General features: G+C 45.4%; 11 protein-coding genes. 5 read left to right on the top strand and 6 right to left on the bottom strand.

The features are described from left to right. Positions 1-63 precede the first annotated feature (63 nt). The 5 genes from MKY16_RS01795 (at position 64) to MKY16_RS01775 (ending at position 5785) form a co-directional block, all read left to right on the top strand. Entirely contained in the window at positions 64-2403 is a 2340-nt protein-coding gene (locus MKY16_RS01795; protein ID WP_029516830.1) for a glycosyltransferase family 39 protein, read from the top strand. A 17-nt stretch (positions 2404-2420) separates the two neighbouring features. Then, entirely contained in the window at positions 2421-3512 is a 1092-nt protein-coding gene (locus tag MKY16_RS01790) for a glycosyltransferase family 2 protein (protein WP_340953869.1), read from the top strand. A gap of 3 nt (positions 3513-3515) precedes the next feature. Beyond that, positions 3516-3938 carry a GtrA family protein gene (locus MKY16_RS01785; RefSeq protein ID WP_340953868.1) on the top strand — a complete coding sequence of 141 codons (423 nt, stop codon included), beginning with the start codon at positions 3516-3518 and terminating at the stop codon, positions 3936-3938. Beyond that, a complete protein-coding gene (gene galU, locus MKY16_RS01780) occupies positions 3935-4816 on the top strand; it encodes a UTP--glucose-1-phosphate uridylyltransferase GalU (RefSeq protein ID WP_340953866.1) in 882 nt (293 codons plus the stop codon). The genes MKY16_RS01785 and galU overlap by 4 nt, the downstream gene beginning before the upstream one ends. 141 nt (positions 4817-4957) lie before the next feature. Next, positions 4958-5785: a class I SAM-dependent methyltransferase gene (locus MKY16_RS01775; RefSeq protein WP_340957536.1), complete on the top strand. Its 828-nt coding sequence runs from the start codon at positions 4958-4960 to the stop codon at positions 5783-5785. Between the two features lie 164 nt (positions 5786-5949). Here MKY16_RS01775 and MKY16_RS01770 read toward each other — a convergent pair whose 3' ends face one another. From MKY16_RS01770 to MKY16_RS01745, 6 genes are all read right to left on the bottom strand, one after another. Beyond that, positions 5950-6699: a glycerophosphodiester phosphodiesterase gene (locus MKY16_RS01770; protein WP_209949951.1), complete on the bottom strand. Its 750-nt coding sequence runs from the start codon at positions 6697-6699 to the stop codon at positions 5950-5952. An 87-nt stretch (positions 6700-6786) separates the two neighbouring features. Continuing rightward, complete coding sequence (locus MKY16_RS01765) at positions 6787-7848, bottom strand: hypothetical protein (RefSeq protein WP_165149178.1); 1062 nt, start codon at positions 7846-7848, stop codon at positions 6787-6789. A gap of 24 nt (positions 7849-7872) precedes the next feature. Further along, positions 7873-9768 (bottom strand): HSP90 family protein, encoded by a 1896-nt coding sequence (locus MKY16_RS01760; RefSeq protein ID WP_069010094.1) that lies wholly within the window; start codon positions 9766-9768, stop codon positions 7873-7875. Between the two features lie 420 nt (positions 9769-10188). Beyond that, a complete protein-coding gene (gene arfA, locus MKY16_RS01755) occupies positions 10189-11703 on the bottom strand; it encodes an arabinosylfuranosidase ArfA (RefSeq protein ID WP_029516837.1) in 1515 nt (504 codons plus the stop codon). Between the two features lie 349 nt (positions 11704-12052). Then, positions 12053-12940 carry a muscle M-line assembly protein unc-89 Uncoordinated protein 89 gene (locus MKY16_RS01750; RefSeq protein WP_340953862.1) on the bottom strand — a complete coding sequence of 296 codons (888 nt, stop codon included), beginning with the start codon at positions 12938-12940 and terminating at the stop codon, positions 12053-12055. 346 nt (positions 12941-13286) lie between these two features. Then, positions 13287-15134, bottom strand: coding sequence for an ABC transporter ATP-binding protein (locus tag MKY16_RS01745; RefSeq protein WP_340953861.1), 1848 nt, complete (start codon positions 15132-15134; stop codon positions 13287-13289). Positions 15135-15150 lie beyond the last annotated feature (16 nt).

Below are 15150 nucleotides of genomic sequence, written 5' to 3'. Positions count from 1 at the left end.
CTGAAGATAGCGGCTAGAACAACGGAATAAATACAAAGAATTTTCACAGGGAGTGGAATGAACATGATTAAGAAATGGTTTAAGACCAGGGCGGACATCCCCCTGATCATCATTATGCTGATATCCGCATTTTTGAACGGATACAACATCTGGCAAGACAAATATGTAAACACCTACTACACGACGGCCGTAGCAAGCATGCTACAAAGCTTTCACAACTTCTTTTTCGCCTCACTTGATTCTGCCGGATCGGTAACGGTAGACAAACCCCCTGTGGTGTTCTGGATTCAGACACTGAGCGCCTATATATTCGGGCTTCACGGATGGAGCGTTATCTTGCCACAGGCGCTGGCTCAAGTCGGATCGGTCTTGCTCGTTTACTTGCTCGTCAAACCGAGCTTCGGTACGATGGCCGCACGTTTGGCCGCCTTCGCCATGGCAACGACACCGATAGCCGTAGCGGTTAGCCGTACGAATAACATCGACGCTATGTTGGTTTTCACACTGTTGCTCGCAACATGGCTATTGTTCAGAGGCCTTAGAAATAGCAAAACCGGGCTGATCCTTGCTGCTTTCGCAGTCGTAGGCATCGCCTTTAACGAAAAAATGTTACAAGCCTATATGATCGTTCCCGCACTGGGTCTGTTCTATCTGCTGGCTTCCAAGTTTAACTGGAAGCGAAAAGCAGCAACACTGGTAGGATCAGCAGTTGTCCTCCTGATCGTATCACTCTCTTGGGCAGTCGTAGTGGACTCTACTCCGGCAGATGAACGCCCTTATATGGGGAGTAGCGGTACGAACTCTGTGCTGAATTTGGCCTTTGGTTATAACGGCCTGTCCCGTCTGACAGGAGATCAGGGTACAGGTGGCAATCGTGGCGGAGAACGTACGGATCGGAACAATAACGCTGCAACGAATAGCAGCAACACAAACACGGATCAGGCTCAGACGACCACATCATTGGACAGCACTACTTCTACGGATGACTCAGGTGCCAACAACATGGGTGCAGGTGGTCAAATGCCACCGGGTGGATTTGGCGGCAACGGACAAGGTGGTCCTGGAGACGGGCAAGGTGGCCAGGGCGGTCCAGGCGGTGGACCGGGAGGGAATTCTGGTGGCGGCATGTTCGGTACTGGCGAAAAAGGACCTTTACGGTTGTTCCAATCCTCCCTGTCAGGTCAAGCCAGCTGGCTGCTTCCATTTGCATTAATTGCTTCCATCGGCCTGCTTGCAAGCATTCGACGTCGTAATATCACACAAAAACACAAAGAGGTCATCTTCTGGCTGACCTGGTTGATTCCCGTAGCTGCATTTTTCAGCGTAGCAGGATTCTTTCATCATTATTACCTGATTATGCTCGCGCCACCAATTGCAGCGCTCTTTGGAGCAGGATTCGTAGAATTGTGGAAGCAGTATCGTGAGCGTTCCAACTGGCTCTCCTGGCTGTTACCCGCAGCAGTATTGGCAACCTCGGTATTTAGCTGGTTTGTTTTGCAAAATTACAACGATACCATTGGCAGCGGCTGGTCCATCACGGTATTGATCTTAGGGATCATCGGCACGGTGCTGCAGGTAGTGGCACGAATGAAATCTGAGAAGTTCACAAGGTTCGCCATCATTGCAAGTGTACTCGCTATGTTTATCGGTCCTGCATATTGGGCATTGACACCGATCATCTACGGAGGGAACAGCATGATTCCACAAGCCGGACCCACTCAATTTGGCGGCGGTGGCGGTGGCGGAATGCCGGGCGGCAATGATCGCAATAGAGGTCAGAGCGCCAATGGACAACAAGCCGAAGGAACTCAAACGAATAACCAGACCAATAATGCAGAGAATTCCAGTCCTGATGGAAATACTTCAAGCACACAAACAAGTACAGACACGGAGCAAAAATCTTCTACCCGTTCCAGAGGAATGGGAGGACCCAACGGTAGCCAAAGTTTAGATCAAAAAACGTTGAGCTATTTGCAAAAAAATAACACAGGTGAAACCTACCTTTTCGCAGCAAGTAATTATTCAACGGCTGCTCCTTACCTGGTCGAGGCCGGACAAAAAGTAATTATTATGAACGGTTTTGTATCCTCCGATCCAGTCTATACCGTCGATAAAATCAAGGCGCTGGTCGAAAGCGGACAAGTGAAGTACTTCATGATTTCTGGTGGAGGCGGCGGACCGGACGGCGGTAACTCTGAAGTCACTGCATGGATCAAAGAACACGGCAAGTTGATCCCTACAGATGAATGGAAAACAACAGCAGACGAAACAAGTACAGACGTTAAAGCCACCGAGAGCGGAAGCGACACGACGAACAGCAATGCGAACGCCCAGGATGGTCAAGGTGGCCCTGGCGGAGACGATCGTGGCGGAAGCGGTACTTTATACGAAATCACATTATAAATGAGGAGGAACTACGAATGAGTGAACCCATCCGTTATTCCATAGTTATTCCGATGTACAACGAGGAAGCTGTTATTACGGAAACCTACCGGAGGCTGAAACAAGTCATGGGCTCAATGGGTGAGCCCTACGAGCTGATCTTCGTAAATGATGGAAGTTCGGACCGCAGCGTCCAATTGATCAAGGAATTCAGTCTCAGAGATGACACCATTGTATTGATTGGTTTCTCTCGCAATTTTGGTCATCAGCTAGCGATTACCGCCGGGATGGATTATGCGGTGGGGGAGGCGGTCGTCGTCATTGACGCCGACCTCCAAGACCCGCCGGAACTGATTGTTGAGATGGCTAACAAGTGGAAGGAAGGCTATGAAGTGGTCTACGCCAAACGGCTCAAACGCAATGGCGAAACTCGCTTCAAGAAATGGTCTGCCAGCCTCTTCTACCGTGTACTTAAAGCATCAACGGACATTAATATCCCGGTCGACACCGGGGACTTCCGCCTAATGGATCGTAAGGTCATAGAAGAATTGAAACGGCTGCCGGAAAATAACCGATTCGTTCGTGGACTGGTCAGCTGGATCGGATTCAAACAAACTGCTGTAGAATATGAGCGCGACGAGCGGCTCGCGGGCGAGACCAAGTATCCGTTGAAACGAATGATCAAGCTCAGTCTGGACGGGATCACATCCTTTTCGATTAAGCCGCTCAAGCTGGCAGGGTATATCGGTGCACTTCTCTCCATGTCCGGCTTCCTGTATCTGATGTACGTACTGTTTCTCAACTTTTTCACCGACTCCTACGTGATGAAGGGCTGGTCGTCTATGATTAGCATCAGCCTGATTTTCGACGGGGTGATCCTCATCATTCTCGGTATTATGGGTGAATATGTTGGACGGATTTATGACGAAACCAAAGCACGTCCGCTATACATTGTCCGTGAGCATCTGGGTGGACAATACGAAAACGGTCCGACACATGCTATGAAGGCCCCTGAACCACGCGAGTCCCTGTACATGCAAGGAGCCCGTGAAAGCCTGATTTCGGCAGGACGCACAGTGCGCGGCAACAGTGCGGTATATACCGGACCCAAATCCGGCCATGGAGCCTAAACTATGAAAAGTCGCATGGCCCAGCTGCTTCCTATGATCCGATTTGGTATCGTAGGTCTGGTGAATACGGGTATAGATTATATCATTTTTATGCTGCTAGCTTGGGGCGGAGTGCCGGTCATTGTAGCGCAGATCATTTCGTACAGCTGCGGCACAGCCAACAGTTATATTTTGAACAGCAAATGGACATTCAACAAACAACTATCAAACGACACAAACAAGCGTCAATTACCCAAATTTATCGTCATCAACCTGGTCGTATTAGGGATAACCTCCCTATTACTGCAAGTGCTCCACACGGGAACCGAGTTGCCACTTGCTTTAGACAAGCTGATCGCCACCGCAGCCGGAATGATCATCAATTATATCGGGAGCCGATACTGGGTATTTGGTTCCCCATCCCGAAAGGAAAGTGAGTTTCTATGAGAAAAATTACAAAAGCTGTTATTCCAGCCGCCGGATTAGGAACCCGTTTTCTACCAGCTACGAAAGCTTTACCGAAAGAGATGCTTCCCATCGTAGACAAGCCGGCTATTCAATATATCGTAGAAGAAGCTATCAAGTCCGGAATTGAGAGCATCATTATCGTAACGGGGCGTAATAAAAAAGCCATCGAGGATCATTTTGACAAGTCTGTGGAGTTGGAGCAGGTACTGGAGAGCAAAGGTAAATACGATCTTCTGCGTGAAGTTCAAAGCATCGGGGGTAAAGCAGTCATTCACTATATCCGTCAAAAAGAACCTCTCGGCTTGGGACACGCGGTAAGCTGCGCTCGTCAGTTCATCGGCGATGAACCATTTTCCGTGTTGCTGGGCGATGATATTATGAATTCCTCCACCCCGGCGATCCGTCAAATGATGGATGTCTACGAGGCGACTGGCAAGCAAGTGGTCGGCGTGCGCACGGTGGAAGAACAAGATGTGAGTAAATACGGCATTATTGACTCTACTCACCAGAACGGTCTCATCCACGAAGTCGGCGGGCTTGTTGAAAAACCTTCTCCGGCAGATGCCCCTTCACGGCAGGCAGTCATTGGTCGGTATGTATTGGAGCCTTCCATTTTCTCTATATTGGAAAACCTGTCCACTGGGGCAGGCGGTGAATATCAATTGACAGACGCACTCCATCAGGTAGCATTGCAGAACCAACTGCTCGCATTGGAACTGGAAGGCACACGTTATGATATTGGAGATAAAGCTGGATATCTGGAAGCCGTGCTCCACATGGGTATGCAACGCGAAGATTTGCGTCCAATGCTTGACTCCATGATGCGCGAGTGGGCGCTTGCTTCAATGATAAAATAGGGAATTTCCCCTCCGAAATCCGACGGGTGCTGTGAAATCACGAGAGTAGATGGATGAACATGTAAACCTGTACAATGTAGGAGTACAGCAGCATTTGAATCTGCTCGGCCGCCCGGTCGAAACTAAGGAGGAAGAGGACCTATAATACCTGAGGGAAATCTGCAAAGCAACGTAGATCGTTTTAGCGGTTTTGCCGACAACTACGATCAGCACCGCCCGGAAGCACCGTCACTCGTCGTGGAAATCGTCAGCCGCTATCTGGAGCGAAACGTAGAGCTCGTTGCCGATATTGGCTGCGGTACAGGACTTTCAACTTTCATATGGGAAAACGCCGCTCGGCAAGTCGTCGGTATCGAGCCTAACTCGGACATGAGAGGAAAAGCGCAGCACAAGCTGGAGACAGCAGGAACGACAAAGGCAGGAACCATTTCCTTCAAAAGCGGGTTCTCCAACAACCTGCCCTTTGAGGACGGAACTGTAGACGTCATCACCTGCTCTCAATCCTTTCACTGGATGGACCCCGAGAGCACGCTTCAGGAAGCGGGCAGGGTCTTGGCTCAGGGCGGCGTGTTCGCAGCCTTTGACTGTGACTGGCCTCCGGTGCTGCAATGGCAGATAGAGCAAGCTTATACAGAGCTTATCACCAAAGCGGATACCCTTTTGGAACAGGAAGCCCCAGTAGAGCAGCAAGCTCATAAATGGAGCAAGGATCAGCATTTAGCTAATCTGCACCGCAGCGGGCAATTCCGATATACCCGGGAGATTGTTTTCCACAACCGTGAGCAGTGTGACGCAGCTCATTATACAGGGCTCGCTCTCAGCCAAGGGGGTATTCAAAGTCTCTTCAAACTTGGCAATAGAACGCTTGACGGCGATGTAGCCCGCTTCGTGAACCTGGTAGAGAGTCATTTTCAGGGCAGAACACTAGACATCCTGTTCAGCTATCGTATGCGGCTCGGCATCAAGTAGAAAGGAATCAAGGCCATCGTGGATGATACGCTCTTCGGCTTAGGGCAAAAAAGACTCTCCCTCGCCTCGTAAAAACGAGTGCGTACAGGAGAGTCTTTTTCTTCAATAAATAGCCACGCTCATATCCCTGCAAACCTTAGTTGCAGTTCCACTGTGTCTTCAACCTAGGAAGAGCGGACAGCCAATAAGTGCGCCAACCGATCAGGATAGTCCGTGATAATGCCGTTTACCCCGGCCTCTAGCAGACGCTTCATTTCTTCTGGCTCATTCACCGTCCATGGGTGGTAGACGACGCCTAATGCCAAAGCCTCTGATACAGCTTCTGGTGTAACCACTTGTTTGTAGGCATGAAGTGCGGTAACCCCGAATTGGGTGGCATACTCGGATGGGCGGACCATAATTTCGATATACAGCGCCCCCGTCTTGATTTCAGGAGCAAGCTGCGCACAGAGCGCCAGCGATTCGTGATTAAAGCTGGATATGATTACCCGCTGTTCTAATCCAAAACGCTTCACGGTAGCAATGACCTCTTCCTCCATTCCCGGATAGAGATAAATGCTGTTTTTCAACTCTAAATTAATTATTGTATTCGAGGAGGACTGGGCTAGTTCCAGTAGCTCATCCAGCATTGGGACCCGCTCACCTCGGAATTTCTCACCAAACCAGCCGCCCGCATCCAATTTATTTAATTCTTCCAGCGTAATATCCCTTACATCCAGTGAGCAACCTGTCGTACGCTTCAGCGACTCATCGTGAATCAGCACCAGATGCCCATCTTGGGTACGCTGCACATCCGTTTCTATACCTGTTGCTCCCAGTTCCAAGGCGTGGCGGAATGCCGCCATCGTATTCTCAGGACATACACCTGAAGCTCCGCGGTGTGCGAAATTAATCACCTTTCCGGTTACAGTCACCACATAACCCCTCCTGTCATTTCACAGGAACATTATACCTGCTCATTGTTTGGGCAGTATAAAATATTCGTCACAGCTACACTTCTTCTATGCCGTTCGAACAATTTTCCCGATCCACTCGGAATAAAACGTATTCCCGTTCCGTCGATCAAAATCAGCCGCCGCTGACTCTGCCAGTGGCCTAAAATACGCAATGATTTCCGTCAATGTGCGCTCCTCTTTCCCCCATTCCAAGGAAGCCGGCAACCGGATCAACCGTTTTTCTCCCGAAGTATCCAACTTTTGCAGCAGACTCACCATCGTCGCGTAAAAATACATCTGCTCCAGCCCGCTCTCATAGTCTAGCGCCATATGTAGATGACGCTCTACCACTTCGATCCCTTGAACCGGATCAGCAATCGTCAAATATTCGATATGCTCTGCTATCGTTTTCAGAAAGTCACGGTCATCCCGGACTAGGCGATAGCCTTTACGATGCTGCTCCTTTGCCTGATCAACCTCGCCTTGACGATAAAGCGGCAATAGCACCTGCGAGAGCGTCACATGCGGCACTTCTGCACATCTCATACGCCCCGACAAAATCGGTTTTGCCACGGCAAGCGCCTGCTCATCCTCTCCGGCCAAGTAGTAGAACCGCACCATCTGGCTCTGCTCGCAGGCTTCACAATCACTCATACTGTCCCGTTCGATCAAGCGGAAGGTATCCAGATATCGCCGTGCTTCTTCCAGATTTCCCATGTCCATCGCGATGCGGAACTTATAATAGTAATATGGACGCTCATTATACCCGTATTCGGCATAACGTCGGCGCATATCCTCCGCCAGATCTTCTATTTGAGTCTTCGATATATTGGAAAAGCTGCACACCTTCCCAAGTATCCATTTGTAATTCCACAACAGCTCATCTGCGTCGTATTCCTCTGGATTTTGATCAAATTGGCCCAACTGCCACGAAAAAGCAATCAGCGACTTCAATGGATATCCGTTAAAAATAGCGCAGTCTACAATCTCTCCCCGAATTTCATAAGCGAGTTCCTTCAATCCGGAAGTGTCTGCCAAGCGAACAGCCTCTTCCAGAATCGCCAGCTTTGCCGCCCCTCCGGGCATATCCTGCGCCTGCTCCATCAATTCATATATTGTCTCTTCCATTTGAATCCTCCCTTAATTACGCAATTACGTATTCTGTCCGTTCCCTAATCCCCAATTGATAAAATGCAGTACACTGCGATTCATCAGTCCCAATTCACTGCGGTTCATCGGGTAGTGCCCCATCATAAGCGCATTCACATACATCATTTCTGTAGCAGCCGTAACCATCTGCGTATCGGTAGCTTCAAGAATCCGCGCCACCACCGGGTTGTTCAGATTAAAGTATAAGGTAGAATAGCCCGAATTTTGCTGGACTCCTGCTTTCAGACTATCAAGCACATTGGAAAAAAGTGAGGTTGTCTCCTCAACCGTGTTTTCCATGGAGCGCAAGGTCAGTGCATCCTGAGAAATGGTATACAATACTGGCAAACTCGCAGGCTCAAAACGCTTCAACTCAGCGCGACAACGCATCGGCTGTAAAGCAGCATCCATGACACGTAGCACACCGTAATAATTCTCGCGCTCTTCCTGTGTTAGCCCGGTAAATGAAAGAGATACTTCCTCAGGACTAAGACGCTCTGTTTGCAGGTTAGGGTCAATCCAATGCAGCTTTTCCAAAATGTCTGAATCATAAATATAGCCGCCATTGATCACCAACATGGATTGCGCCGCCGCCACATGCGTAATCTGACGATACTCATCTACTGTCGATGTGTAATGCAACGGACGTCCGCCCGCCTCTCGGATCAGTTCACTCAGTTCACGCCGCCCAAATGTACTTTCGAAGGAAAACCAGCGATGCATAATCCGCAGAAATTCATCATCCTCGACCGCGAGCGCCTTCATGGACAGCTCGTGCAAACGAATCCAGTGTTGCAAACGGTCTGGTTCATATTCCGCCATGCGTAGCAGTTCTTCCCGAATACAGGTCCCCAATTCAGAACGAACCGCATCAAGCTGCTCATTTTCATAAAAATATTCACGTGATGCCGTTGGTTGCAATTCATCTGTCCAAATCAGGCTTTTAATGAAGAATGCCCATTCTGGCAATACATTTTCCGCCTTATCGGACACCAACATATGCTTCAAGTACACCCGGTGCAGCCGCTTGCTGTTCAGATTAACACTACGAGGCAAAATGAATGCAATCCCGCCTGTTCTGCCCGATGCCGTCCGCAACGGTATAAAATCACTGAAGCGCTCGCCCATCAGGCGATAGCCTAAATCTAGCACCTCACTACGGCGGCTCCGTAATTGTTCTGGGTCCTGCATCCAGCTCGTCGATGGAAGATTGACGCGCTTGGTCTCCCCGTCTACAGACAGCATGACCGGATACGGCAGCAACGCACCATAATAGAATAAAGACTCCTCTACATGCGCCGGCTCATAATAAAACTCACTTCCCGGCTTGCAGCGCAAATAAATTTGCGTTCCTACAGGCAGTTCGGTCTCCAATCGACGAATCGTATACGTCCCATCCGGCTTCCCTCTCCATTCCATGGAGACGCCTTCCTTCACCGAGCGGGTCAGCACCACAATTTCATCGCTCACCATAAAGCAGGATAGCAACCCAATCCCAAATCGTCCGATAAACGAAGTCTCAGAAGCCAGCAAATCGGCTCCCTTCTTGGAAGACTGACCGATAATCGATAAAAAACGGTGAATGTCTTCTTCTGACAACCCAATGCCGTTATCCTGAATCATCAATACCTGTTGCTCCCCGGCACCAGATAACTCTACGATGACTTTGCCTTCATAGTTGTTACTCTCAGAAGCTGTAGCTTCAAGGGTCTTGTCTTCTTTCAATACTTTACTTTCAGCAGCAACCTTCCGCAGCTCCTTGCGAGCCGTGATCGCATCTGTTGCATTTTGCAGAACCTCACGTATAAACACTCGTGGACTGCTATATAAATGATTGGCCAAAATATCAATCATACCGCCCAAGTTCACTTGAAAACGATATTGGTCTGTTTGACTCATAGAGATCATTCCTTTCTCGAAATGCTACTGCCATCATCTGGTTTAAATAGACTGTCTTTTAAAGTATAACGTGGATTTAAGTCGGATTGCACACCCTGCATTTCAGGTATCAGTACGTTGATAACGATATAACAGGGCCTTTTTTCACCCGGGAAGTCTGGCACTGGGTCTAATTAACTTCACAAAAATGTACGGAGTACGATCACTTAGTGAATAAGGATCATCTTTGTCTAGTTAAATTTAGTAATAAATATAATATTTATTTAAAATCCACCCTTCTCTCAGAACCCTATATCTATGGAGGGACAAATGGCTCATTTTACGCAAAAAGCTCGCATTGCCGCTCTTGTAATACTCTTACAAGAGAGAATGCGAGCTTATTTAGGTACAGTCGAAGCTGTACTCTTTTACAGAAGAGAATTAATGAGACTTAGCGAGACGGATAACGTTCCACGATGCTTTGCCCAAATGAGCTTTTACAATTCCGTCATCAAGCTTGGCGTTACCGCCGTTGTGAGGCGTAACTTTTTCACCGGCTGGACTGTTGGTCGCTTTAAGATCATCATGCTCCAATACAGTATGCTCGACAATGCGGTAGCCTTCAAAACTGCGTACATCTACTGTCAGCTCCAGCGATTCAGACAAATGACGGTTCACTGCAAAGACAGTCAGCGCGTCTCCCTCTTCATCATAAACTACAGCGCTGTCCAGATAAGGGATGTCTGTGAAGTCCTTGGAGTCGTATTTTTCCGAATCCACGACAGGCATCAGCGATATCCCACGACCATAACGGGAGGCATGCAGATACGGATAGAAGATCGTTTGTTTCCACGCCTTTCCACTATTCTCGGTCATGATTGGCGCAATAACGTTGACCAGTTGGGCGAGACAAGCCATTTTCACACGATCCGCGTGGCGCAGGAACGTGATCAACATGCTGCCTACCAACAATGCATCCTCAAAGTTATAGATATCCTCAAGCTGCGGTGGTGCCACAGACCACGGATCAATTTTTTTGTCCGCATCATTGGAGTGGTACCATACGTTCCATTCGTCAAAGCTGAGCATCATTTTCTTCTTGCTGCGTTTCTTTGCTTTGATATAGTCACAAGTCGAAATGACCGTATGGATAAAATGATCCATATCCATAGAGCGTGCCAGATAATTAGCCGTATCATTGTCATGATTGCCGTAGTATTGATGCAAGGAAATATAGTCGGCTACCTCATAGGTATGATCCAATGTGGTTGCTTCCCATTCCGGGAACGTTGGCATCGTGGAACTGGAGCTGCCACAGGATACAAGCTCAATGTCAGGATCAATCAGCTTCATAGCTTTTGCAGATTCAACAGCCAGACGGCCATATTCTTCTGCTGTCTTGTGACCAATCTGCCATGGGCCATCCATCTCGTTACCAAGACACCAAGTTTTAATCTTATGTGGTTGCTCAACCCCGTGACTACGACGTAGATCACTCCAATAGGAGCCGCCTGTGTGGTTGCAATATTCCACCAGATTACGCGCAGCATCAATTCCGCGTGTACCCAGATTAACCGCCATCATGACTTCGGAACCTACATCCTTGGCCCACTTGAAAAATTCATTCGTACCCACTTCATTCGGCTCGACTGTTCTCCACGCCAGCTCCAACTGTCTAGGTCTGGACGCAACAGGACCGACACCGTCCTCCCAATTGTAACCGGATACAAAATTGCCTCCCGGATAGCGTATAATAGGAACATCAAGCTGTTTTACCAACTCTTTAACATCATTACGGAAACCGCTTTCATCACTAGTTGAATGAGTAGGCTCGTAAATGCCACCATATACGGCACGCCCGAGATGCTCTACAAAAGAGCCATAAATGCGTTTATCGACTTCAGCAATACGAAAAGATTTGTCTACAATCATCTTTGCTTTTACAGCTGCTGCCACCTAAACCATCCTCTCTGAATGCGAAAATAAAATCCGTTGTACCACCAAGACTAAGATGCCGTTTTATTTACGGTTTTAATATAACACACCCTATTTATTATAGTCAATATTATCGTTAAATACTTAATATAATTATTAATGTTTATAATAAACGATAAGCAATTGGTTACGTATTTCTAAATATTTCGTTTTATAAACAAACTTATTGAGTGAATAACCACTTTACTAAATAATAATAGTTGTCCTGCTGTTCATATTTCCATTAGAGTAAACGGAGGTGCTTCTTTGAACGATAGCGTTCGTCTGAAAGCACCCTCCTAATTTCCGTACTATACACATAATATCCCGATCAGACAGCAATGTTCACCTTCACACCTGCAGTCTTAGCTTTGTCTTTAGCTGAGTCCATATAGGCATGGAGCTCTTGTTCAGTCCACCTCCTACCAACCTCTATACTTGCTTCCTTCTCATCCTTTGGTTCATCTCGATCTGTTATCGTAGGTTCCTTATTCACTGCTTCACTAATGCGCTCGTTGATGTTCAAGGCAATCTCCATAATTTTACCATCAAGGCCTTCTGCCTTCTCACGTAAAGTAGCTGATCTTGCAGGATTAGTATTTTCCCAACCTTTAGCTTCGCTTTTCAACGTAATTTGTGCCATTTTATTGATTTTCGAATTCTTTAACTCGTTGTTTGCTGACACAATACTATGCATCGTATATGTGATTAGACTTTGCTTTTGCTCCTCTGCAGTCTTGTGCGTATATTGTTCCTTTTTACCTTCCTGAGCTTCTCTTTGACTTTCCTCATCCATGCTAAAAGCTTTTTTTTGTTCTTCCATTAACTGTTTCTGAATGTTCTCGTCAATTTGTTGAATCTGCATATCTATCTTTTCCATTTCAGCTTTTACAGCCTCCAGACCGAGGCCACGTTTTAGAGCATTACTTATATAGTCCGAACGCCTCTCCATCAAATTTTGCTTTTGCTCTGTCAATTGTTGAATAACCTTATTTTGCGGTTTACCTATACTCTTCCTTTCTGTCTGACTGGAAAGGGGATGCCGTGATTCAAGTGGGTTGTTATCTGCGATGCGGAACGGCGATTGCTGAGATGATGTAAATGATACATTCATCCTAAAACCTCCAATTCTTTTCTGATAAGTGATTCTAGAAATATATCGGTTTATTCTGTATGTTTTTTCATTATTTTCACAAATCTTTATTCTTTCTTGTTCCACTGCTAAGCAGTACCTTATCGTTTCGTATAAGCTGTCATATATAAAGCAACCTCTCCCAATATACGCTGCCTGTGCCCTTCCTTGCTGTCAAATATAATATTTCGGTTACGGCTACAACGACTCGAATCTATAGACTGAAAAGAAAACTTCGTACATTGTCTCATCAATATTGTCTAACTCATATATAAATTTATCCATGAAAGCAAAAAAGCGGAGCCCCTCTTCCTAAGAGAAGCTCCGCTGTTCGTATTGTGACTATGATTTGTATATTCTACATAGTCTACTTCTCTAGGTAAAAAATAATACTGTTCCCAGCCCAAATATATGCTGGAATCCCTATACATAGTTAGCGTGTATCATTAGTAACTAACGCTTTCTGGAATGTATTAATTTCATCAGAAAATAAATCATAGTAAAGCCCTCGACTTTCAATTAGTTCTTGGTGAGTTCCTTCTTCTATAATCTGACCCTTATCCAAAACTAAAATTTTACCTGCATATAGAACAGAGGTATAACGATGAGAAATGTAGAGGCAAAGCCTATGAATAACAAAATTTTGAAATTGGCGAAATACTTGTTTTTCTGACTCTGGATCAAGAAATGAACTAGGCTCATCCAATACGTAAACGTCAGCATCTTTGAAGAGCGCTCTGGATATAGCTATCTTTTGCCACTGCCCTCCTGAAAGCTGTATACCCCCTTCAAAGTTTCTTCCTAGCTGTTGTTCTAATTGATTAGGAAAATGTCGTATTACCTTATCTACTCCTGTATATTGTGCCGATTCCCATATCCTAGTATCAAATTCAAGATGTTCTATGCTGCCAAAACCTATATTTTCTCTTACTGAAAAGTCGAATTGAACAAAATCCTGAAATATAACGCCTACTTTCTTGTAAAGCATTTCTTTATTATAATTTCGAATCGAGATTGAATTGATTAAAATATCTCCTTTAAAGTCATCATATAATCCCGTTAAAAGTTTTATCACAGTTGTTTTCCCTGATCCATTCCTGCCCACTAGAGCAAGAGATTCACCACGCCTCATTTTAAAACTTATATCTTTGAGAGCCCATTCTTTTTGATCTGGGTAGGCAAATGAAACATTTTTAAATTCTATACTTTCTATCGTTGAATCAGCTTGTATACCTGATTCTCTTAGCAACATACTAGAACTGTCTTGTTTATGTTTTATGTTAAAAAAAGCGAATAATTCATCTAAATACAGATTATGATCACATAATGAAATCAATCCTTGAGATACTGTGTTAATATTTTGATTAGCTAATAATACTGCTTGAACTAATGCATAAATACTGCCAACGAGAAATTCTTCTTTCCATGCTATTTGTATAATCATAATCAAAGCAATGGATATAAATAATGTACTTATTACTTGAAAAGACAAATATAACGTAATACGTTTTTTGGCTAAATACTTATCCTCTTTGTAGAAAACATCAAAAATGCCCTTATATTTTGCTGTAAAGTAGTCACTAAGTTGATACAATACGATTTCTTTAAAAGACTTCTCATTAGTCAATAAGTAATTAATATACCTGGATTTACGTTGTAAAGGAGCCCGTTTTTTCTTGGCCACATATTGAATTTGTGTGAACCTTAATAAAGAATAAAAAGATGCTAGTGGGGAAACAACAAGAATGAGTAAGACCCACCATCTGAATGCTATTAAAATGGCGATACTAGAGCATAACGTAACCATGGAACTTAGCAAATTAATGAGTTCTTTATAGATCTGAATAGGTCTATCTATTGAGTCGTTTTGTACTCTTTTGAGTTGATTATGTACTTGCGGACTTTCAAAATCCGCAAGATTAAATGTCGATGTTTGTGATACTATTAATGTTTGTAATTTATTTATCAGTGAAATTTGGAACAATTTATCAGAATATTCAATTAAACTTGAAATAAGCAAACTAGAAAACATCACGATAATTACAGGGAAAACTGCGCTTATTTGAAGCTTATGCCATACCGTGCTAGTCTCTAATTCAGAAACCAAATACTGTATGGAGAGAAGGTTAGCAATCGGGAGTATTCCTTTTAGTAGATAGCCAAAAATAATGATAATAAAGTAGATAGGTTCTGTACTCCATAATAACTTAGTTAACTTCGGCCAATATTGGAATGAATGAAATATAGCTCTTATATTCACATGGTCTGCCTCACGTTCCATGCATTCCATCCCTTTC

Origin of the sequence: Paenibacillus sp. FSL L8-0641, assembly GCF_038006265.1 — a bacterium.
GTDB classification, from domain to species: domain Bacteria; phylum Bacillota; class Bacilli; order Paenibacillales; family Paenibacillaceae; genus Paenibacillus; species Paenibacillus polymyxa_D.
The sequence above is the reverse complement of the archived record's forward strand: the minus strand, read 5'-3'. Positions and strand labels throughout refer to the sequence as shown.

Bases quoted from the DNA above. Each gene is read 5' to 3' on its own strand.
- galU (WP_340953866.1), top strand. From the start codon at position 3,935: ATGAGAAAAATTACAAAAGCTGTTATTCCAGCCGCCGGATTAGGAACC.
- MKY16_RS01765 (WP_165149178.1), bottom strand. From the start codon at position 7,848: ATGGAAGAGACAATATATGAATTGATGGAGCAGGCGCAGGATATGCCC.
- MKY16_RS01795 (WP_029516830.1), top strand. From the start codon at position 64: ATGATTAAGAAATGGTTTAAGACCAGGGCGGACATCCCCCTGATCATC.
- MKY16_RS01760 (WP_069010094.1), bottom strand. From the start codon at position 9,768: ATGAGTCAAACAGACCAATATCGTTTTCAAGTGAACTTGGGCGGTATG.
- MKY16_RS01745 (WP_340953861.1), bottom strand. From the start codon at position 15,134: ATGGAACGTGAGGCAGACCATGTGAATATAAGAGCTATATTTCATTCA.
- MKY16_RS01785 (WP_340953868.1), top strand. From the start codon at position 3,516: ATGAAAAGTCGCATGGCCCAGCTGCTTCCTATGATCCGATTTGGTATC.
- MKY16_RS01790 (WP_340953869.1), top strand. From the start codon at position 2,421: ATGAGTGAACCCATCCGTTATTCCATAGTTATTCCGATGTACAACGAG.